We start from the raw sequence: 20,909 nt of genomic DNA, 5'->3' as shown, positions 1-20,909 counted from the left end.
AATTCTTCAAAGATGTGCCGCCAAGATTCTGGCGATATGTACAGCCTCTCTTTGAGTGCCATCAGCAATCTGATGACGACAACTCGTGCCATCAGCAACCACCCAGCTATCCGGTGACTTCCGAATACTTGGCAAAAGACTGGCTTCAGCCATTTGCTTGGATATTTCAATATGTTCTGCCTCATAGCCAAAGCTACCCGCCATACCGCAGCAAGAAGACTCAATCAACTTAGGCTCTGCATTGGGAATGAGTTTGAGTAACTCCATTGCAGGAGTAACAGCGGCAAAAGACTTCTGATGGCAGTGACCATGAAAAAGCACAGATTTATTAGCTGCCTTTAGTTGGAGTTGAAGCTTGCCAGCTTTCACTTCACTTGCTAAGAACTCTTCCAGGAGTTGGGCCTGCTTTGAAACCGTAACAGCACTTTCACCAAAGCCCATTACCAAAGCCTCATCCTTCAAGGTAAAGAGGCAAGAGGGCTCTAAACCAATGATGGGGATATTCTTTTCGGCGTAGGGTGCGAGGTAGTTCACTAATTCACCAAGAGTTGCTTTCGCTTTATCAACCATGCCTGCGGCAAGGTATGTTCTGCCGCAGCAAAACTCTTTTGAGCAAGTACTTTCAGAGGTTATTTGTTTTGCCGTTTGGTCTTGGCTCTTACTTTGACTCTTATGAGGGATATGAACACGATAGCCAGCAGCTTTAAGTACTTTCAATGCTGCTTGGAGATTCTCATCTTCAAAATAAGCATTAAAGGTGTCGGCCAATAAAACAACGCCTTTGCCATCGGCATTATTTGCCAATTGATCTGGTGTGTATTGATCAGCATTTGACTCTTTTTGGTTCCAGAAAGTTTTGCTCTTCCAGATTGGCAGACTTCTTTGCGCAGAAATGCCCATGATCCACTCTTGGAGCGTTGCAATTGGCTTAATCTGGTTGCGCAAATTTAGTAATGCTGGCAGCAATGGAATGTCGCTAATAACGGGTGCGTATTTCGGTAAGTGCGCCACCGCCAAATCCCTTAAAGAATGGCCAACGCGCTTCTTGTAGGCGGATAAAAACTCAATCTTCATCTTTGCCATATCAACGCCAGTAGGGCACTCGCGGCGACATGCTTTGCAACTGACGCACAATTCCATCACCTCTTTCACTGCATCGCTTGCTAAAGGAGATGCCTTTGCTGAGGAGCCACTCTTGAGATCCAGTTGATTCGAAAGCGCAAGACGCAGCGTATTGGCTCTACCGCGAGTGAGATGTTTTTCATCACGCGTAACGCGATAGCTAGGACACATTACTTCTGCATCAAACTTTCGACAATGACCATTGTTATTGCACATCTCAACAGCCTTAGCCAAACCCATGGCTGGGTCGCCACCGGTACCGGGTGCAGTAGTTTGCTCAGTAACGGGATCGTTTTGTACATTCCAGGCAGACCAATCTAATGCAGGTTGCAAGGGAATTACTTTATAGCTTGGTGGAAATCTAAAGTTGCTTGAATCATCCATCTTCGGTGGATCAATAATCTTGCCGGGATTAAATAATCCCTTGGGATCAAAAGCGTGTTTGATTTCTGCGAGAGCTTCAGTGATCTTGGGACCAAACTGCCAAGAGATCCACTCGCCACGACAGAGGCCATCACCATGTTCTCCGCTGTATGCGCCTTTATATTTTCGTACTAAGGCAGAAGCCTCTTCGGCAACGGCACGCATCTTTTGGGCGCCATCTCTACGCATATCCAAAATAGGACGTACATGTAATGTGCCTACTGAGGCATGGGCATACCAAGTACCGCGAGAACCATACTTAGAAAATACATCAGTCAGTGCTTGGGTGTAATCCGCCAGACTTTCCAAAGGAACGGCGCAGTCTTCAATAAAGCTTACTGGCTTACCATCCCCTTTTAAGCTCATCATGATGTTCAGGCCTGCTTTACGCACTTCCCACAAATTTTTTTGCAAAGATGCGTCAGGCATCGGTACTACTGATCCTGGTAAACCTAAATCACTCATGAGTTCTTGGAGTGCTTTGAGCTTCTCGAGCAATGGTGCGTGCGCTTCACCCGAAAACTCTACTAACAAAATCGCTTCTGGAGTTTGTGCTGTGTGGTCAATTAAGGCCGTTTCAATAGTCTTCTTAAAGCTAGGGTTGCTGCGCGCTAAATCAATCATGGTGCGATCGACCAACTCAACAGCGGTAGGGCCGAGCTTCACAATGTGTTGTGCGCTATCCATCGCCTTATAGAAGCTAGCGAAGTTCACAATGCCTAATACCTTGTGCTGCGGTAATGGGGCAAGTTTGAGCTTGAGTGATTTGAAGTAGCCAAGAGTGCCTTCGCTACCAACCAAGAGGTGCGCTAAATTCACGCTGCCATCTTGGGTGTAGGGCAGCTCACTCTGTGGATGAAAGATATCCAGGTTGTAACCAGCAACTCTTCTAAGTACCTTCGGAAAGCGGGCTTCAATTTCTGGTTGGAGGGTGGTGGCTAAGTTTTTGACAAAGTCCCCCAACTGTTTGGCAACACCGGTGCTATTGGCATAGTTGCCAAACTGCGCCACTTGCCCATTGGCTAGCCACGCATCAATTCCTAAAACGTTGTGCACCATATTGCCGTAAGCAATCGAGCGGCTTCCACAGGAGTTGTTGCCTGCCATGCCGCCAATCGTTGCTTGTCCAGCGGTAGAAACATCGACCGGATACCAAAGACCATGTTGTTTCAGTGAACCATTAAGGTGATCGAGCACTATGCCGGGCTCAACCTCTACATAGCCTTTACCCAGATTGAGATCTAAAACATTTCTAAAGTATTTTGTATTGTCGATTACCAGTGCGGCGCCCGTTGTTTGACCGCATTGACTGGTGCCGCCTCCACGCGGTAGAACAGGTACACCCATCTCTGCTGCAATCTGAATAGCACTCGCAATATCTTGCGCAGTTTTCGGCACAAAGACGGCAACAGGCATCGCTTGATAGATAGAGGCATCGGTTGCATAGCGTCCACGACTCGCACTATCGGTCATAACTTCACCAGCAGTTTCTTGGCATAAGCGTTTGGCTAGTGCACCTTTATCAATCATGAGTTCTTTAAGATCTAAGGGCTTATTCATGATTTGGTAGTTTCAAGGGTGGATTCTGATTTGAGTAAATGTGCAACCACATCACGTTTATTTCTGACATGCTGAATCATGATTCTTCGCATACGAACGCTATCACGCGCTTTTAAGGCATCGAGCATCTCTTGATGTTCTTCTACAGCCTTCTCCCATTTAACACCATCTTGATTGGAGCGAAAGCGTAATGCTTCAATACGCGCATTCACTTGAGTGAAGAGCTTAGATAAAACAGAATTGTTTGCCGCCTGATTGATTAGATGATGAATGCGTAAATTGAGTTTGTAGTAGCTCGACAAATCACGACGCGCGTATGAGGCCATCATCTCGTATTGGAGTGCCTCTAATTCAGAGAGGGTGGCATCGCTAATATTTTTGGCTGCTAATTCCCCAGAGAAGCCCTCGAGGTCTGCAATGACATCAAATGTATTCAGTACATCCTCAAGACTAAGTTGTACGGCGATCGCACCACGATTGGCGATAAGCTCAACCAAGCCTTCAGCAGCCAGGCGACGAATCGCCTCCCGAATAGGGGTACGAGAGACGTTGAGGCTCTCGGCTAATTCACGTTCATTGAGTTTGCTACCAGGGGCAATCTTGCCTTCGACCAAAAGTGATCTGAGCTTCTCGAAAGTCGCTTCATGCAAATTTTGTGAATTCGGCTGTTCTATCACTGACATGCATTCATTCCTGATTAAGCTAGTAACTGTTAATTTGTATACAAAAGTAAGAATAAACGATCTTCAGGCATAAATATAGCCTTTAAAGGCTTAAATTAGGCTTTATTTTGAGCTTCATTGAAAATAAATTGTATACAAAATGGCAATTTCCTAAAAATTGTCATACACTAGCAGCAGAAATAAACACCTACTAACGATCTATAAAACCACAATAAGTGAGACAAAGCATGTTGAAACTTGATAACCACGCATCAGGACGCCATTTTTTACATATTCCTGGCCCAAGTCCTGTGCCTCCACGCGTATTGCGCGCGATTAGCTATCAAACCATTGACCATCGTGGCCCGGAGTTTGGCGCATTTGGTCTGAAGGTATTAGATGGCATTAAAAAGATTTTTAAAACTGAGCAGCCGGTCATTATTTATTCCGCATCTGGAACGGGTGCTTGGGAAGGTGCATTGGTTAACGTTCTGAATCCTGGTGACAAAGTTTTGTTTTATGAAACTGGACAGTTCGCTAACTTGTGGCGTGCGCTTGGTAAGCGTCTTGGTTTAGATGTTGAGGTAGTCGGTAAAGCGGGACAAGATTCTTGGCGTTGGGGTGTAGATGCCTCGGTGATTGAAGAGCGTTTGTGTAAAGATACGCAACACGAAATTAAAGCAGTTTGCGTAGTGCATAACGAAACTTCAACAGGTGTGACATCGAATATTGCTGCCGTTCGCAAAGCGATTGATTCTCTAAAGCATCCAGCCCTATTGCTCGTGGATAGCGTATCTGGCTTGGGTTCGGCTGATTATGAGCATGACAAGTGGGGTGCCGATGTCACCATCTCTGGATCGCAAAAAGGGTTGATGTTGCCGCCAGGTATTGGCTTTAATGCTTTGTCACCACGCGCAATTGAAGTCAGTCAAAAAAACAAAATACATAAATCGTATTGGGCTTGGGATGAGATTCTTGAGTCGAATAAAAATGGTTACTGGCCAACAACGCCAAGCACCAATTTGATGTACGGTTTGCATGAAGCCATGGACATGATGATGGCCGAAGGACTGGATACGATTTTTGCGCGTCACCAACGTTTAGCTGCCGCTTGTCGAGAAGCGGTGAATGCATGGGGTCTAGAGATTCAGTGTCAAGATGAAGGCTGCTATTCACCAGTGCTGACTTGTATAGCTACTCCAGAAGGTATGGATGCGGATGTATTACGTAAACATGCTTTAGAGAAATTCAATCTTTCCTTGGGAACGGGTTTAGGCAAGATCAAAGGCAAGGCATTTCGCATCGGTCATTTGGGTGACTGTAATGAGCTGAGCTTGATGGCTGCCTTAAGCGGGGTAGAGATGAGTCTGGGCTCTATGGGCTACAAACCCAAGGCCAGCGGAGTTGTTGCAGCCCAAGAGTTCCTTAAATAAGAAGGACTTACAGCGCGAGAGCGGGGTGGAGCCTGATTCTGTATAAGGAATCGAGCTACACCCCTTATAATTCAAGTACTTATATAGAAGTGCATGAAACAAATACACCATATTCGAGACAGAAAGATTAAACATGTTGGCTACTAAACCTTACTTAACTCAAGCTGATGTTCAAAAGATTTTGGACGCGGCAGATAAGCATGCTGCTAAAAATAACTGGGCAGTGACAATTGCTGTTTGTGATGATGGCGGTCATGTATTGGGTTTAACTCGCCGCGATGGTTGTGCTCCAGTATCTGCATACATTGCGCAAGAGAAAGCACGCACTGCTGCAATGGGTAAGCGCGAGAGTCGTGTTTACGAAGAAATTATTAATAACGGCCGCATTTCTTTCTTATCTGCCCCACATATCTCGGGCATGTTGGAGGGTGGGGTCAATATCGAGGTAAACGGGTTTACCATCGGCGCAGTCGGCGTTTCCGGCGTTAAATCGACCGAGGATGCTGAAACCGCTAAGGCCGGCATTGCGGCCATCCTGTAAGTTACCTTGATAAATACTGCTACTGAAATAAATTCTTCTACAGGGGTTAGCGATGCCGCTGCCCCTACTGATGCTAGTAATGCCCCGCCAGCAACGATTACTTTTGCTGACTTTGGTTTAGACCCGAAAATACAAAAAGCGGTTCTTGAGCAGGGTTACACCATTCCCACTCCGATTCAAGCGCAATCAATACCGCACGTATTAGCGGGTAGTGACTTGATGGGTGCAGCCCAAACTGGTACCGGCAAGACGGCTGCCTTTGTTTTGCCGATTATTCAAAAGATTTTGCGTCACGCTAGCAGTAGTGCTTCACCAGCGCGCCATCCAATTCGTGCATTGGTTCTGACGCCAACTCGCGAATTGGCAGTGCAAGTATCCGAGAATGCCGCCAGTTACTCAAAACATACGGATTTACGCGCCGCCGTCGTTTATGGTGGCGTGGATATGAAAGAGCAAGTTGCCATTTTGCGTAATGGCGTAGAGATTTTGATTGCTACCCCAGGACGCTTGCTGGATCACATAGGCTCTAAAGTCGCCAATCTCTCACAGGTAGAGATTTTGGTTTTGGATGAAGCCGATCGCATGCTTGACATGGGTTTCTTGCCCGACTTACAGCGCATCATTGATTTGATTCCTGCACAAAGACAAACACTTTTGTTCTCTGCAACCTTCTCACCAGAAATCAAAAAGCTGGCACAAAGTTATTTGCGTACCCCGGTAACAGTGGAGGTAGCCCGTCAAAATGCGGCGGCCGACACGGTAAAACAAGTGGTGCACATGGTTTCTTCTGCGGATAAGCAACGTGCGATTGTTCAGGTATTGGAAGCACGTACACGCCAAGGTTTATCACGTCAATGCATCATCTTCACCAATAGCCGTTTGGGCTGCGCAAAGTTATCTCGTGCACTCGAGCGTGATGGTATCAAGGCCGGCGCGATTCATGGCGACAAGAGTCAGGGTGAACGTACTTTAACTTTAGATGCCTTTAAGTCTGGCGCCATTGAAGCGTTGGTAGCAACTGATGTTGCTGCACGTGGTCTCGATATTCCGGATATGCCTTGTGTGATTAATCACGAACTGCCATATAACGCGGAAGATTTTATTCACCGCATTGGACGTACTGGCCGTGCCGGCAGCAAAGGTGATGCGATTGCATTGGTCGATGCTAGTGAGAAGCGCTTGCTCGACGATATCGAAAAATTGATGAAGCGTAAGTTAGATGTGAAACCTTTGCCTGAGGGTGCGCCTTCGCCAAGTCGATCAACCTCGAGTCGCTCTTCTAGTAGTGCGCCAGCTAAGATGTCGGACCCATTCTTCTATAAGCCTTACGAGCCAAGTACCCCGCCAGTAGCGGCTTCAGATAATGCTAAGTTAGAAGAGAAAAAAGTTGGCATTACACCAGCTAAACCTGCAGTTGGTGCTTTGCTCGGCGGCTTTAAAAAGAAATAACTCATTTAGTCATTCACTTCGCCATGCATGAGTGGCTGCCAGTAGCCACTCTGCAATAGTGACATTCTCGCCATCAGGCAGATGACTTAAACCCAAATGGTTTGCTGCTTTACGTAACTCAAGAAGCGCATGCTTTTCATCTTGGGTATTAATTTGGGTTGCTAAAGTTTGCTTGCTGAGTTTTTCACCATGCTCATCAAGTACCAGGGGCAGGTGCAGGTAATCTGGCCTCTGATATCCCAATACTTCTTGTAAATAAATTTGCCTAGCAGTGTTGCTTAATAAATCTTTGCCGCGAACAATATGGGTGATGTTTTGCTCGGCATCATCAACAACTACAGCTAATTGATAAGTAAATAAGCCATCACTCCTACGCAGGACAAAATCACCCACTTCCTTATTGAGATTTTGACTTTGGGGTCCAAGCGCAGAATCCTCAAATTCAATATGGCAATTTTGGGGCAGGGCGATACGCCAAGCCTGTTGCAATTCCCCTAATGTTTCTACTGGATTGCTACGGATTGAGGCAGGACGACAGGTGCCTGGATAGACCATTTCTTGATTGCGGGGTGTTTGAATGCCTTGGCTTATAAGGGTGTTGGCAATCATTTGCCGGGAACAGATGCAGGGATATAGGTATTGAAGCCCATTTAAGCGCTCTAAGGCCCTTTTGTAGGCATCTTGGCGCTGAGACTGATGGATGACTTCCTCGTCCCAAGAAAGGCCGCAGGCGAGTAATTGATACTGAATCTGTTGGGTTGCCCCTGCTACGCAGCGGGGGGTGTCTAAATCCTCAATTCTGAGCAGCCACTTACCCCCATTCTTGCGGGCGTCTAACCAGCTTCCGAGGGCGGCAACCAGAGATCCTGCATGGAGCGGACCAGTAGGTGAGGGGGCAAATCGCCCGCGATAGCCGTCGGCTGGGGATGAAGGGTTTTTGAGCTTGGACACAGCTAAAATCATCTCATGGCTTCACCCCGTTTTGTACATCTTCGTATCCATTCCGAGTTTTCAATTACGGATGGAGTCGTGCGCATTGATGATGCGGTTGCCGCAGCAGTCAAAGATGAGATGGGTGCATTGGCCATTACGGATTTAAGTAATTTATTTGGTTTGGTGCGGTTCTACACCGCTGCCCGTTCTGGCGGCATTAAGCCCATTGCCGGAGCGGATGTATGGATAAGTAATCCTCAGGATCCAGATCAACCCTATCGTTTATTGCTGTTAGTGCAAAACCATTCTGGTTATCTCAATTTATGCGAACTCCTCAGTAGAGCATCTTTAGATAATCAATCGCGCGGTCGCGCCGAAGTGGATTCGGCCTGGTTCAGCGAGCCAGCTGCCAAGGCGGAGGATAAAGCCGCTAAGCGCACACTTTCTTATGGCTTGATTGCGCTCTCTGGCGCACGAATGGGTGAGATCGGAACAGCCCTATTGGGCGGACAAGAAGATCAAGCCAAGCTTATTGCCAGACGCTATGAAAAGCTGTTTTCGAAGGCGTTTTATATCGAGGTGCAGCGTGGCGGTAATCCCCAAGATGAAAAACAGCTTCAGCTTGCCTGTCATCTCGCTAGCGAATTAGATCTGCCGGTGGTTGCAACGCACCCAGTACAGTTCATGCAGAAGAGCGACTTTACTGCGCATGAGGCCCGTGTATGTATTGCCGAAGGGGAGTTGCTGGGTAATCCGCGCCGAGCTAAAAAGTTTAATGATGAGCAGTATTTCCTGACCCAAGCGGAAATGGAAAAGCGTTTCGCTGATTTGCCAGCAGCATTAGCAAACTCGGTTGAAATTGCGAAGCGTTGTAATCTTTCCTTAGTATTGGGTCAACCACGGTTACCAGATTTTCCAACGCCGCCAGGCATTACCCTGGATGAGTTTTTGCTTGCTCAATCGGAGATTGGTTTAGAGCGCCACATGGAGCGCAATTTCCCGGATCCGGAAGGGCGCAAAAATGAAATGAAGCGTTATCACGAACGTTTAGTGTTCGAGGTGAAGACGATTTCTCAAATGGGTTTTCCAGGCTACTTCTTGATCGTGGCAGACTTCATTAACTGGGCTAAAAATAATGGCGTTCCCGTTGGTCCCGGCCGTGGATCTGGGGCAGGCTCTTTAGTTGCCTATTCCTTGGGTATTACTGACCTTGACCCATTGCGTTACAACCTGCTCTTTGAGCGCTTCTTAAATCCAGAGCGGGTATCAATGCCCGACTTCGATATCGACTTCTGTCAGCACGGTCGTGACCGTGTGATTCAGTACGTTAAAGATAAATACGGTAAAGATGCGGTGAGTCAGATTGCTACCTTTGGAACGATGGCTGCGCGAGCGGCGATTCGTGACGTAGGGCGAGTGCTCGAGCAGGGCTATAACTTCGTTGACGGTATCGCAAAGCTGGTTCCGAATAAGCCAGGTCAGTACATGACTATTGAGATGGCGAAGAAGGAAGAGAAGCAATTAGCCGAGCGCGAAAAGAATGAAGATGAAGTGCGTCAATTGCTTTCCTTGGCGCAGCAGTTAGAAGGTATGACCCGCAACGTCGGCATGCATGCGGGTGGAGTTTTAATTGCTCCAGGACGCCTCACTGATTTTTGTCCGCTCTATACCCAAGAAAGTAAAGATCAAGATAGTAGCTCTGTTATTAGTCAGTTTGATAAGGATGATGTAGAAGCTATCGGCTTAGTGAAGTTTGACTTCTTAGGCTTGACCACTCTAACAATTTTGGCCGCCGCAGAGCGTTGGATTAAGGCTTTGCACACGGATCGCAAAGATTGGAATATCGGCGAGATTCCACTCGATGATGAAAAAGCCTTTGATGTTCTCAAGCGTGCGAATACCGTCGCCGTGTTCCAGCTAGAAAGCCGCGGCATGCAAGGTATGCTGCGTGAAGCTAAGCCAGACCGTTTTGAGGACATCATTGCCTTGGTGGCTTTGTACCGTCCAGGCCCAATGGATTTGATTCCTGACTTTATTGAGCGTAAACATGGTCGTCAAAAAGTAGAGTATCCAGATCCTCGTATCGAGCCTGTTCTTCGTGAGACCTACGGCATCATGGTCTATCAAGAGCAGGTGATGCAAATGGCGCAGATGATTGGCGGCTACTCATTGGGTGGCGCTGATATGTTGCGTCGTGCAATGGGCAAGAAAAAGCCAGAAGAAATGGCTCAGCATCGAAAAATCTTTAGTGATGGTGCTAAAGCGGGCGGCATCACAGAGTCAAAGGCAAATGAGATCTATGACTTAATGGAGCGTTTTGCGGGCTACGGTTTTAATAAGTCCCATGCGGCTGCATATGCACTCTTGGCTTACCAAACCGCCTGGTTGAAAGCTTACTATCCCGCAGAATTTATGGCGGCCAACTTATCACTCGCCATGGATGACACCGATAAGGTGAAGATTCTGTATGACGATTGCTTGGCTAATAACATTCGGGTGTTCTCGCCAGACATTAATACCGGTGTTTATGAGTTCACACCATTGCGTGCGCCAGATGCCGCTCAAGATTCCTCAATTAGTCATATTCGTTATGGTTTAGGTGCGGTGCGCGGTACCGGCGAGGCTGCGATTGAATCCATTGTGAAAGCGCGTGAAACTGGCGGACCATTTAAAGATCTATTTGATTTCTGCGCAAGAGTCGATCGTCGTCAAGTGAATCGCCGCGCTATCGAAGCGCTGATGCGTGCTGGTGCTTTCGATAGCTTGTATCGCGATACTGTGCCTGTGGGCGGGAATTTATATGACATCCGATCTACTTTGCTCGCTTCCTTAGCAAGAGCAATTGAAGCTGCTGAACAGGCCGAGGCGTCTATTCATCAGGTGAGTTTGTTTGATGTGGCCGGCGAAGAGAATCGTCATCTCCCAGAGTTGGTGCGTGAGCCAATCTGGTCCGAGAAAAAACGCCTGCAAGAAGAGAAGACTGCTCTAGGTCTTTGCTTAACGGGCCACATGTTCGATGCATATCGGGATGAGACCTCTCATTTCATTCGTCAGCCTTTATCCAAGATTGCAGAGGGCAAGGATCAACTCATTGCCGGCATTATTACTTCTGCGCGGATGCTGACTGGACAACGTGGTCGGATGATGATTGCAACTATCGATGATGGTAGTGCTGCACTAGAGGTAACTTTGTATAGCGAAGTCTATGAACCAAATCGTTCTTGGTTAAAAGAAGATGAACTCTTGGTTGCCAAGGTGAATGTAACGCCAGATAAATTCTCGGGGGGCATGCGTATTGTCTCTGAGGCAGTAATGGATATCACTGGCGCACGCATGCGGTTTGCTCGTAACGTCCATGTTTGTATTGATAATGCGATTGATATCAAGATGCTTCGTAGTCAAATTAATCCCTACCTTATGGCCAATCGCGTACGCGATCCAAAGTTAGGTGCATCTGCTCCTGCTGTACCGGGATCAAACGATGGAATGAAGGGTTTAATGCTAACGGCTGCTGTCACTACCAGTGGCGGTGCCTGCTTAATGCAATTCCCAGAAGAACTTCGCATATACCCGGACGATGCTTGCTTGCACGGCTTAAATCAAATCTTAGCTTCTAAGCAAAAAGACCCTGTACAGATTCAATACCTTTAAAAATGGAACTGGTTTTAGCTTGGTAGTACTTTCTGAATGGCCTCAATCACTTGCTGAGGTTCTAATAAATCTAAACACTCGCTATAACTATCTGCTTTATCTAGACATCCCGCTTTACGACAGGGTACGCATTCACCAGGGCCTTGAAGGATGGTGACGTTTCCAACGGTTTGAGAGCGGGCGCGCAATTGGTAAGGCTGCGCACCAATAAAGTCATTAGGCCAAGGGCCAAAGTTCGTAGGTGGGGTGGCCCCAAAGAGGGTAATGGTTGGGGTATTGCAAGCAGCGGCCAAATGGGTAATAGAGGTGTCTACTCCAATATACAAAACGGCACTGCGAATAAGGGTACCCGCCTGCGGAATGGATAGTTTGCCGGCTGCATTGATCACCTTGATCTTGGTGTCTTCATCCAACAAGGAAATGATGTCGTGATTGAGTTGCACATCCTGCTTTGCTGGAGAGGCGCTTAGCACCACCTGAAAACCATGCTTGACTAACCAAGTAATGAGTATCTGCCAATACGCTAGCGGCCAACGTTTGTACGCAGTGAGTGGCCCTGGGTGCACAACGACATAGGGTTGCATGAGTTCGTTAGTAATGGCGGGTGTTATAGGCTCGCCAGCGGGCGGTGTCACAGAGATAGGTTTGGAAAATAATTCAGTCGGGCTTTTAAAAAAGGCCTCTAAAAGGCGAAGCTTTTCTGTAATGACATGCTGATTAAAGTAGTCAACATCTACTGTGTGCATACAGATGAATTTCTTCCAAGCATTTTGCTTCTCGCTCTTGCTTCTTTTCTGTTGATCTTGCGCATCTTTGCCTTGAGGATGGCCGCCAAGTACTCCTACCCTTCTAAAGGCTGCTACTAAACCATACAGGTAGGCTCGGTCACTTGGTTGTGTCACAACAGCCAAGTCATAGCGCTGAAACAGACGGATAAAGAGTACAAAGTATTCACTAAAACCGGGTCGATCTGAGGTTTCGATCACTTCAGCGATATCGGGATTTCCATGAAGCATCTCTAACTTGCCGCGGTAACCTAAGAAATGGAATTCTGCATCGGGCCAGAGCTCCCTAGCCTTGCTAATTAGTGGCGTTGTTACTAATACGTCACCAATTTGCCGGGTGGCAATGAATAGTATCTTTTTAGGTTTGAGCTTGGAGTAAGTAGTCATAGTAGTGTGAATACTTAAAGCGCCTTAGCTAAGATCTTTTCACGCACGAGGCGGGCATTCTCGGCAGCATGCGTTTGATCATTGATTTTATGAAAGAGATGAAGCACTTCGGTAGACCATGAGCCTGATTTGCGACGAATGCCATGGCGTTGCAAGCGAAATACAAAATCAGCATCCTCATGACCCCAGCCCGTCATGGTTTCATCAAAGCCCTTGATTGCTTCTGCATCAGCCTTCCAACAGGCCATATTGCAACCCTTAATGCGTCGCCATACAAATTTTTTGTAATCGCGCCAGGAGCCATTGCCCAGTTTCATTTTGAGAGGCCAATATTTATTAATACCGCCATTGAAGCGCTTGCTTAATAGGCTTGAACAGAATTTTTGAAAACCCCAGTGGGGCCAAGTGAGTAATTCTGTTGTAAGGCTTTCATTAAGCAGAACTCTACTGCCGGTGACTAGATAACCTGTTTGCGCTAATTCACGATGCCGAGCAACAAAGTCTGGCTGCACAATGCAATCACCATCGAGGAATACTAAATAGTTACCATGAGCGGCAGCTATTGCTTGATTCAGAATTTTGGTTTTTCTAAAGCCTTGATCATCTTGCCAAAGATGGGTGATGGATGTTGGGTATGAGTCTTTAATAGACTCAATCAGATGTTTGGTACTTTCAGTAGAGCCGTCATCTGCAATGATGATTTCAAAGTTTTTGTCGGTTTGAGTCGCCAGTGATTCCAGGCAAAGCTTAAGCGCTTGTGGCCAGTTGTAGGTGGCCAGCAATATTGAAATCATTTACCCGCTTCCTGATTGAGGTGCCACAACTTGATATAGCGGTAATAAGTTCCTTGACCATTCGATATGGCCAATGCAAATCCTTGGGGGCCATCTAGAAATCCCGCACGCAGAATATAGGTCCGGAAAAAGGCCCATGCTCCATGAAGTACAGCTTTAAGGGGGCTGCTAGTTTTGCCTTTGGCAAAAGCTTGTTCTGCCGATGCAGTGGAATATCGATCTAGCTTTTGCAATACCTGCGAGTAGTTCATGAAGCTGTAGTGCAACATGGGATTCTCTAATTTAGCTGCTTGGCCATTCGGGATGAGACGTTCATGAACGAGGTCATCCGAGAAGCGGGCTGTTCCACGCTTAAAAAGGCGATCTACATAGTCAGGGCTCCAGCCAGAGTGGCGGATAAATCGTCCGCAATACCAAGATAGCCTAGGAATGGCAAAACAATCCACATGGGCGCTGTGGTTTATCGCTGTCAAAATTTCTGATTTAAGGGCGGAAGTCAGTCTTTCATCGGCATCTAAGGATAGAACCCAATCGCCGGTGGCTAGCTCTAAGGCACGGTTCTTCTGTGGGCCAAAACCAGGCCAGTCAGACGGCTGGGAAATGGTTGCGCCATGGTTTTTAGCTATTTCTAGGGTGTTGTCGGAGCTATTGGTATCAACAACCACTATCTGCTGGGCGATGCCCTCTAGGGAGGCTAGACAATCGTCCAAATTGGCCTCTTCATTGCGGGTGATGAGTATGACTGATAAGGTGGGCATAATTCATTATATGAATGCTCAAGACCGTACCGCCCTAAATCGCTTAATTACCTACCTGAAGCCCCATACTGGCTTGATTATTGGGTCGCTTTTGGCCATGGCGCTGGTAGCTGGCGCCGAAACCTCTATACCGGCTTTGATGAAGCCTTTATTAGACCGCGGATTTACCGGTCAGCTCAATAGCAAGCTATGGCAGGTGCCTGTTTTCTTGGTTGGCTTAGCTTTGGTTCGAAGTTTGGCTCAGTTTTTATCGAACTATTTACTCACAAGAGTTATTAATTCCGTACTGCTCAAATTGCGCGAGCAAATGTTTCAGACGCTCTTGCATGCCAATACCACTTTTTTTCAAAAGAACTCTGCATCGACCTTAATTAATGGAGTTGTCTTCGAGGTGAATAATGTCCTCTCTGTAATGGGTGGAATGTTAATTAGCTTGGTGCGGGACTCATTAACAGTGGTCGGATTAATGGGGTATTTAATTTACCTGAACTGGCAATTAACCCTAGTCGTCTTGGTTATTTTCCCCGTGATTGCATTCATCATGAGCAAAATTAATCGTCGCTTAAGATCCCTGAATAGAGAACAGCAGACGCTTACCAGTGAGCTTGCTTATATCGTTGAAGAGGCGGCAGCTGGTTACAAAATCGTTAAAGTTCATGGCGCAGAAGAATATGAAATGACGCGCTTTCAACAAAAGGCAGAGCGATTAAGACAGTTTGCCTTGAAGTCAGCAGTAGCTGGTGGCCTGAACCAGCCAATTACTCAGCTCATTGCCTCCATGGCCTTGTCGGTTGTCTTGGTCATCGCCCTGATGCAGTCGGCAACTGAGGGTACTACTGTCGGTGGATTTGCTGCTTTTATTACTGCCATGATGTTGGTGATCTCTCCTTTAAAACATTTAGCCGATATCAACCAGCCGCTACAGCGTGGACTGACCGCCGCAGAAATGATCTTTGGCTTAATGGATCAGCCTTTTGAAGAGGATGAGGATCGCAAGCAAAACATGAAGTCATTGGATAAGGCTAAGGGTGGTATTCGTTTTGAGGATGTAGGCTTCTCTTATCAACAAGAAGCGGGACGTAAAGACGCCTTAAGTCATATCAATCTGATTATCCAGCCGGGAGAGGTAGTTGCTTTTGTTGGGCCATCTGGTGGCGGTAAATCAACCTTAGTGAATTTGTTGCCGCGATTCTTCAGGCCCACCAGCGGCCATATTTTCTTGGACGATATCCCCTTGGAAGATATCGTGCTAGCTGATGTGCGTCGACAAATTGCTTTTGTCAGTCAGGACGTCATCCTCTTTAACGATACGATTGCTGCAAATGTGGCATACGGTGCAGCTGGCCAAGAGGGGATTGATCGTGGCCGCGTGATGGAGGCTTTAGAGGCCGCGAATCTGAGTGCCCTGATTAAAGAGTTGCCCGAAGGCATTGATTCCATGGTGGGGGATAACGGCAATCGTTTATCTGGAGGTCAACGCCAGCGTTTGGCGATTGCGCGTGCCATCTATAAGGATGCCCCAATTCTGATTTTGGATGAGGCAACTTCTGCTTTGGATTCTGAGTCGGAGCGCCAGGTTCAAGATGCCTTAGACAGATTAATGGCTAATAGAACTACTTTGGTTATTGCTCACCGCTTATCTACGATTGAGCATGCCAACAGAATTGTGGTTCTAGAGCATGGCAAAGTTGTTGAGAACGGCTCCCACGAAGATTTGATTAAGCAAGATGGACTCTACGCGAATTTGCATCGTATCCAGTTCTCAAACGCTTAATACAAATTACCGCGGTTAACTGAGGACAATATCGTATTGCTCTTGGCGAAAGTTACCCTCTGCTTGCAGGGTGATCGGTTTACCAATGAAATCGCCAAGCTGCGCCAAGAATTGATTTTCTTCTTCTAGAAATAAATCGATGACATCCGGCGCAGCAACAATCCGGAATTCTCGTGGATTAAATTGGCGGTGCTCTCGCACAATCTCTCGTAATATTTCGTAGCAGATCGTTTGGGCAGTTTTAATCTCCCCTTTGCCAAGGCAGGTAGCGCATGGCTCGCAGGTGATATGGGCCAATGATTCACGCGTCCGTTTACGAGTCATCTCCACTAACCCCAAAGCAGAAAAGTCACTCACTGAGGTGCGCGCATGATCGCGCTCCAGATTGCGCTTGAGTTCGTGTAATACGGATTCTTGATGATCCTTACCAACCATATCAATGAAGTCGATAATGATGATTCCACCAAGATTACGTAAACGGAGTTGACGGGCAATCGCTTGCGCCGCTTCTAAATTAGTTTTGAAGACGGTGTCATCAAGATTGCGTGCGCCAACATAACTTCCAGTATTGACATCAATCGTAGTCATGGACTCTGTTTGATCAATCATGAGATAGCCGCCAGACTTTAGGTCGACTCTTCGCCCCAGCGCCTTATTGATCTCGGCATCCACATCGAATAAATCAAAGAGGGCGCGCTCACCACGATGCAGAGTTAGTTTGCCCAATAGGTTAGGCATGTAGGCATTAGTAAATGCCTTGAGCTTCTCGAAGTTTTCAGCAGAATCTACCCGGATCTGAGAGGTCTCTTCTCCAGCAACATCTCGTAATACCCGCTCAGCGAGGCTGAGATCTTGATAAAGGAGGGTCGGGGCTGGATTTTGCTTCATAGCTGCATGAATGTTTTCCCAAGTGGTGCGAAGGTAAAGCATGTCATGCTGCAGTTCTGTATCGGATGCGTCTTGAGCGCTTGTGCGAACGATGATGCCGCCTTTCTCATCAGCAGCCATCAAACTAGCAAGACGGGCTTTAATCGCCTCACGCTCTTCGGGTTGATCAATGCGCTGAGAAACGCCAATATATTTTTCGGTAGCGGCATCACTTCCTGCCGGAGGTAGATAAACCAAATTACGGCCAGCAATACTCAACTGGGTTGTCAGGCGAGCACCTTTGGTGCCAAGCGGATCTTTTAATACTTGCACCAACAGTGTTTGACCTTCAAACAATAATTTTTCAATTTGTGCCTGAGGATTATTTTGAGTGATATCGGCAACGTGCATAAAGGCGGTGCGTTCTAGGCCAATCTCGATAAAAGCAGATTGCATACCTGGCAATACACGAGCTACCTTGGCTAGGTAGATATTGCCGACAATTCCGCGTTGACGCGTACGCTCAATCTGCAACTCTTGGACTGCCCCTTGCTGAATGAGGGCAACTCGCGTTTCTTGCGGAGTGATATTGATCAGTATCTCTTCATTCATATGCTGCTGACTTGGGCGCGATCTAATAAAAGCTTGGTTTCATAAATAGGTAGACCCATGATACCGCTATAACTTCCCCGAATTGAGGGAATAAAAGCCCCGCCCAGTCCCTGGATGCCATATGCCCCCGCCTTGCCGAAGGGTTCACCGCTGGCAATATAGGTGTTAATTTGTTCTGGAGATAACTCTGTAAATTGAACCTCAGAAACCTGCACTAGCTGTATTGGTTTTTCATTTGGGCTCACGGTCACTGCCACCGAACTAAGCACTTCATGTACTTTGCCGCTGAGCATAGTCAGAATGCGTGCAGCATCTTCTGCATCACTTGGTTTACCTAGAATTTCGCCATCATCGCTATTGGGCAGGCTAACGGTAGTATCAGCACAAAGAATAGGCGCCCAAGGTAAACCACTTTTTTGCCACCTAGCAAGTGCTGCCGCACTCTTTGCTAAGGTAACTCGCTCTACATAGAGGCGAGCTTTTTCTTGGGGTAATGGGTTCTCAATACTCTCACTATCTTCGCCCGGGGCAGGTAAGAGCATTTCAAACTGAATGCCTATTTGCTTTAAAAGTTCTTGGCGGCGAGGGCTTTGCGAAGCGAGATAAATAAAAGAATGCATGCCATTACTCGCGATGGTAAGGGTGACCTTGGAGAATGGTCCAAGCACGATAGAGTTGCTCAACTAGCAATACTCTAGCCATCGCATGCGGAAGCGTAAGGCTAGACAATCGCCACATGGCTTGTGCTGTGTTTTTTAGGCTGGGATCTAAGCCATCTGCCCCACCAATTAAAAAGGTGATATCAAATCCCTCTTGGCGCCAGTTAGCAAGTTGAGTGGCTAGGTTCTGAGTAGTTTGGTCTTTGCCGCGTTCATCCAAAGCAATCACTCTAGAGCCTTTGGGAATGGCTGCAGCAATTTTTACCGCTTCTTTAGCTGGTGTGAGGTCGGGCTTGATCTCTTTAATTTCAATGCTGCAATCTGCAGGCATTCTTTTGATATAGTCATGGGTTGCAGTTGCAACCCACTCGGGCATCTTATGACCAACTGAAACGATAGTGAGACGCATTGATGCAAATGACGACGAAATTACTCTTCGTCTTCAGGTTCACTAGCCTTAGCAAGACCTTTGTCGCCAGCCAATTTCACGCGCACAGGTTTGGCACCCCACATGCCTTCAAGCTGATAGTAAGAGCGCAGCATTGGTTGCAGAATATGCACAACGATATCGCCACAGTCCACCAATACCCATTCACCGGTTTCTAAACCTTCAATGGAAATCACTTCGCCACCTTTAGCATTCACCTCTTCTTTAACTGACATTGCTAAAGAGCGGGTTTGACGATTGCTTGAACCAGTGGCGATAACCACACGATCAAATAATTCACTTAATTTGGTAGTGTCATAGACGCGAATATCTTGCGCCTTTACATCTTCTAGGGCATCAATCACGACGCGTTGTAATTTACGTAAGTCCATATTTTCTCGGCAATAATTTTTGTATTTAGGGTGATCTTAGCTTGATTACTGATACAAGCCCAGATTTGTAATGAATTCTAGGGTGTGGGTTGGGATTTGCTCAGACGTTTTAGCGTTTCTGGAGCTGGATTTAAGGCGATCTCGTAACTCGGTAGAGGATAGATCAACATTCAGGCTTTCATCGATATATATGAGGCCTGAGGTACTATTTTCAAGAGCAGCAGCATCTTTTGTTTGATGATCTTTCAGAAATTGGATCACTTCAGGGTTAGCTTGCGCTTTTAAATCATGGTGCGGTCTAGTTGCAACGGCGAAATTGACATATTGACTTAGCTTTTCCCAGGAGTTCCAGCTGGGTAGCGCAACCAAGGAGTCTGCCCCCATTAGCCAGGTCAGGCTAGCATTTGCGCCAAATCGCTCTCGCAAGGCCTTAACGGTATCGATCGTATAACTAGGTCCAGCACGATCGATCTCAATACGATCAATGCCTACCTGAGTAGAAACCTTGAGATATAAAAATGCACGCGCCAAATCAATGCCGGCAGCCTCAGTTAACTGAAAACGTATTTCGGCAGGAGTGATGCCAGTTCCTTTTTGCCATGGCTCACCACTAGGAATGAGTAGCAATGCATCTAGGTGCAACAGCTTGGCAAAATGCGTGGCTAGTCTCAGGTGACCAGCATGGGGAGGGTCAAATGTGCCCCCAAGAATGCCAATTTTTTGCAGGGCGTTCAAAGGTAAGGCGCTCAAGCTAGCCAATCTCGTGGCTTAAGGTAGTGGTCATACAGCTTTGCCTCAGGAGTGCCAGGCTTGGGCTGCCAGTTGTACCACCATTGAACGACTGGAGGCATTGACATCAAAATAGATTCGGTGCGTCCGCCAGAGTGCAAACCAAAGATAGTTCCTCGATCAAAGAGCAGGTTGTATTCAACATAACGACCACGGCGATATTCTTGGAAAGACTTTTCTTCTGGAGTGAAGCTGTCTTGATAGCGGCGCTGAACGATCGGGAGGTAAGCATTAATAAATGCATCACCTACTGCGCGGGTCATAGCAAAGCTCTTCTCAAATCCAAGCTCATTAAAGTCATCAAAGAAAACACCACCAATACCGCGCGGCTCTTCACGATGCTTTAAGTAAAAATATTCATCACACCATTTTTTAAAGCGCGGATAAAGTTCCTCGCCAAATGGATCTAAAGCATCCTTCGCAGTTTGATGAAAGTGCTTGCAGTCTTCGTCAACGCCGTAATAGGGGGTAAGGTCAAAGCCACCGCCAAACCACCATACAGGCTCTTTGTCTGGCGCTTGAGCTATAAAGCAGCGCACATTCATATGCGTGGTGGGTACTTTGGGGTTGTTGGGATGAAAGACCAAGGAAACCCCCATGGCTTCAAAGCTGCGTCCTGCTACTTCTGGACGGTGATGCGATGCCGAAGGTGGCATTTGATCGCCGCGAACATGCGAGAAACCTACCCCACCTTTTTCAAGGATAGTGCCGCCATCCAGAATGCAGGTGCGACCGTAACCTTTGAGTTTGCTGTCTTCAGGCTTATGCCACTCATCAGCAACAAAGACTTTGCCATCCAACGCGCTCATTGCGCTCGTGATGCGATCTTGTAAGCCTAAAAAATACTCTTTTAAGGCGGCGATATCAATTTGGGTCTGTTGATCTGACAAG

The 20,909-nt window shown here is 47.0% G+C and carries 16 protein-coding genes and 1 pseudogene; 5 read left to right on the top strand and 12 right to left on the bottom strand.

Annotation, left to right across the window (positions count from 1 at the left end; genetic code table 11):
- Positions 1–6: 6 nt before the first annotated feature.
- On the bottom strand, positions 7–3,105 hold the full coding sequence (locus ICN33_RS01355) for an FAD-binding and (Fe-S)-binding domain-containing protein (RefSeq protein ID WP_216193837.1): 3,099 nt from the start codon (positions 3,103–3,105) through the stop codon (positions 7–9).
- A complete protein-coding gene (locus tag ICN33_RS01350; RefSeq protein WP_216193835.1) occupies positions 3,102–3,788 on the bottom strand; it encodes a GntR family transcriptional regulator in 687 nt (228 codons plus the stop codon). The genes ICN33_RS01355 and ICN33_RS01350 overlap by 4 nt, the downstream gene beginning before the upstream one ends.
- A gap of 227 nt (positions 3,789–4,015) precedes the next feature.
- On the opposite strand from ICN33_RS01350, the gene ICN33_RS01345 reads away from it, so the two are divergent.
- From ICN33_RS01345 to ICN33_RS01335, 3 genes are all read left to right on the top strand, one after another.
- Positions 4,016–5,200, top strand: a complete 1,185-nt coding sequence (locus tag ICN33_RS01345) for an alanine--glyoxylate aminotransferase family protein (protein ID WP_216193832.1) — start codon at positions 4,016–4,018, stop codon at positions 5,198–5,200.
- A gap of 133 nt (positions 5,201–5,333) precedes the next feature.
- A complete protein-coding gene (locus ICN33_RS01340) occupies positions 5,334–5,741 on the top strand; it encodes a heme-binding protein (protein WP_215391278.1) in 408 nt (135 codons plus the stop codon).
- A 6-nt stretch (positions 5,742–5,747) separates the two neighbouring features.
- Positions 5,748–7,190 (top strand): DEAD/DEAH box helicase, encoded by a 1,443-nt coding sequence (locus ICN33_RS01335; protein ID WP_216193830.1) that lies wholly within the window; start codon positions 5,748–5,750, stop codon positions 7,188–7,190.
- Between the two features lie 9 nt (positions 7,191–7,199).
- Here ICN33_RS01335 and gluQRS read toward each other — a convergent pair whose 3' ends face one another.
- Positions 7,200–8,153: a tRNA glutamyl-Q(34) synthetase GluQRS gene (gene gluQRS, locus ICN33_RS01330; protein ID WP_216193827.1), complete on the bottom strand. Its 954-nt coding sequence runs from the start codon at positions 8,151–8,153 to the stop codon at positions 7,200–7,202.
- 3 nt (positions 8,154–8,156) lie between these two features.
- Here gluQRS and dnaE point away from each other — a divergent pair, with 3 nt between their 5' ends.
- Entirely contained in the window at positions 8,157–11,774 is a 3,618-nt protein-coding gene (gene dnaE / locus ICN33_RS01325) for a DNA polymerase III subunit alpha (protein ID WP_216193825.1), read from the top strand.
- Between the two features lie 14 nt (positions 11,775–11,788).
- On the opposite strand, the gene ICN33_RS01320 is transcribed toward dnaE, so the two are convergent.
- Genes ICN33_RS01320 through ICN33_RS01310 form a run of 3 tightly spaced genes read right to left on the bottom strand, consistent with a single transcriptional unit; the run spans position 11,789 to position 14,498 of the window.
- Complete coding sequence (locus tag ICN33_RS01320; RefSeq protein WP_216193824.1) at positions 11,789–12,946, bottom strand: glycosyltransferase family 9 protein; 1,158 nt, start codon at positions 12,944–12,946, stop codon at positions 11,789–11,791.
- Positions 12,947–12,960: 14 nt separating this feature from the next.
- A complete protein-coding gene (locus ICN33_RS01315) occupies positions 12,961–13,740 on the bottom strand; it encodes a glycosyltransferase family 2 protein (protein ID WP_216193822.1) in 780 nt (259 codons plus the stop codon).
- Positions 13,737–14,498, bottom strand: a complete 762-nt coding sequence (locus tag ICN33_RS01310; RefSeq protein ID WP_216193820.1) for a glycosyltransferase family 2 protein — start codon at positions 14,496–14,498, stop codon at positions 13,737–13,739. Before ICN33_RS01310 ends, ICN33_RS01315 begins: the two co-directional genes overlap by 4 nt.
- A 10-nt stretch (positions 14,499–14,508) precedes the next feature.
- Here ICN33_RS01310 and msbA point away from each other — a divergent pair, with 10 nt between their 5' ends.
- The gene (gene msbA / locus ICN33_RS01305; RefSeq protein ID WP_216193818.1) at positions 14,509–16,272 is read left to right on the top strand and encodes a lipid A export permease/ATP-binding protein MsbA; all 1,764 of its coding nucleotides are present in this window, start codon (positions 14,509–14,511) and stop codon (positions 16,270–16,272) included.
- A 15-nt stretch (positions 16,273–16,287) separates the two neighbouring features.
- On the opposite strand, the gene rng is transcribed toward msbA, so the two are convergent.
- The 6 genes and pseudogenes from rng to hemF all read right to left on the bottom strand — a co-directional run bounded on the left by rng (position 16,288) and on the right by hemF (position 20,887).
- Positions 16,288–17,751 (bottom strand): ribonuclease G, encoded by a 1,464-nt coding sequence (gene rng / locus ICN33_RS01300; protein WP_216193816.1) that lies wholly within the window; start codon positions 17,749–17,751, stop codon positions 16,288–16,290.
- Complete coding sequence (locus tag ICN33_RS01295) at positions 17,748–18,371, bottom strand: nucleoside triphosphate pyrophosphatase (RefSeq protein ID WP_216193814.1); 624 nt, start codon at positions 18,369–18,371, stop codon at positions 17,748–17,750. The genes rng and ICN33_RS01295 overlap by 4 nt, the downstream gene beginning before the upstream one ends.
- A gap of 4 nt (positions 18,372–18,375) precedes the next feature.
- A complete protein-coding gene (gene rlmH / locus ICN33_RS01290; RefSeq protein WP_216193812.1) occupies positions 18,376–18,819 on the bottom strand; it encodes a 23S rRNA (pseudouridine(1915)-N(3))-methyltransferase RlmH in 444 nt (147 codons plus the stop codon).
- 23 nt (positions 18,820–18,842) lie between these two features.
- Positions 18,843–19,229, bottom strand: a pseudogene (rsfS, locus tag ICN33_RS01285) (ribosome silencing factor); the annotation flags it as partial.
- 45 nt (positions 19,230–19,274) lie between these two features.
- Complete coding sequence (locus tag ICN33_RS01280; protein ID WP_216193808.1) at positions 19,275–19,979, bottom strand: nicotinate-nucleotide adenylyltransferase; 705 nt, start codon at positions 19,977–19,979, stop codon at positions 19,275–19,277.
- The gene (hemF, locus tag ICN33_RS01275; protein WP_216196502.1) at positions 19,976–20,887 is read right to left on the bottom strand and encodes an oxygen-dependent coproporphyrinogen oxidase; all 912 of its coding nucleotides are present in this window, start codon (positions 20,885–20,887) and stop codon (positions 19,976–19,978) included. Before hemF ends, ICN33_RS01280 begins: the two co-directional genes overlap by 4 nt.
- Positions 20,888–20,909: the final 22 nt, after the last annotated feature.

The organism is Polynucleobacter sp. UB-Tiil-W10, assembly GCF_018881605.1.
GTDB lineage: Bacteria > Pseudomonadota > Gammaproteobacteria > Burkholderiales > Burkholderiaceae > Polynucleobacter.
This window is presented reverse-complemented; position numbering and strand designations above follow the sequence as displayed.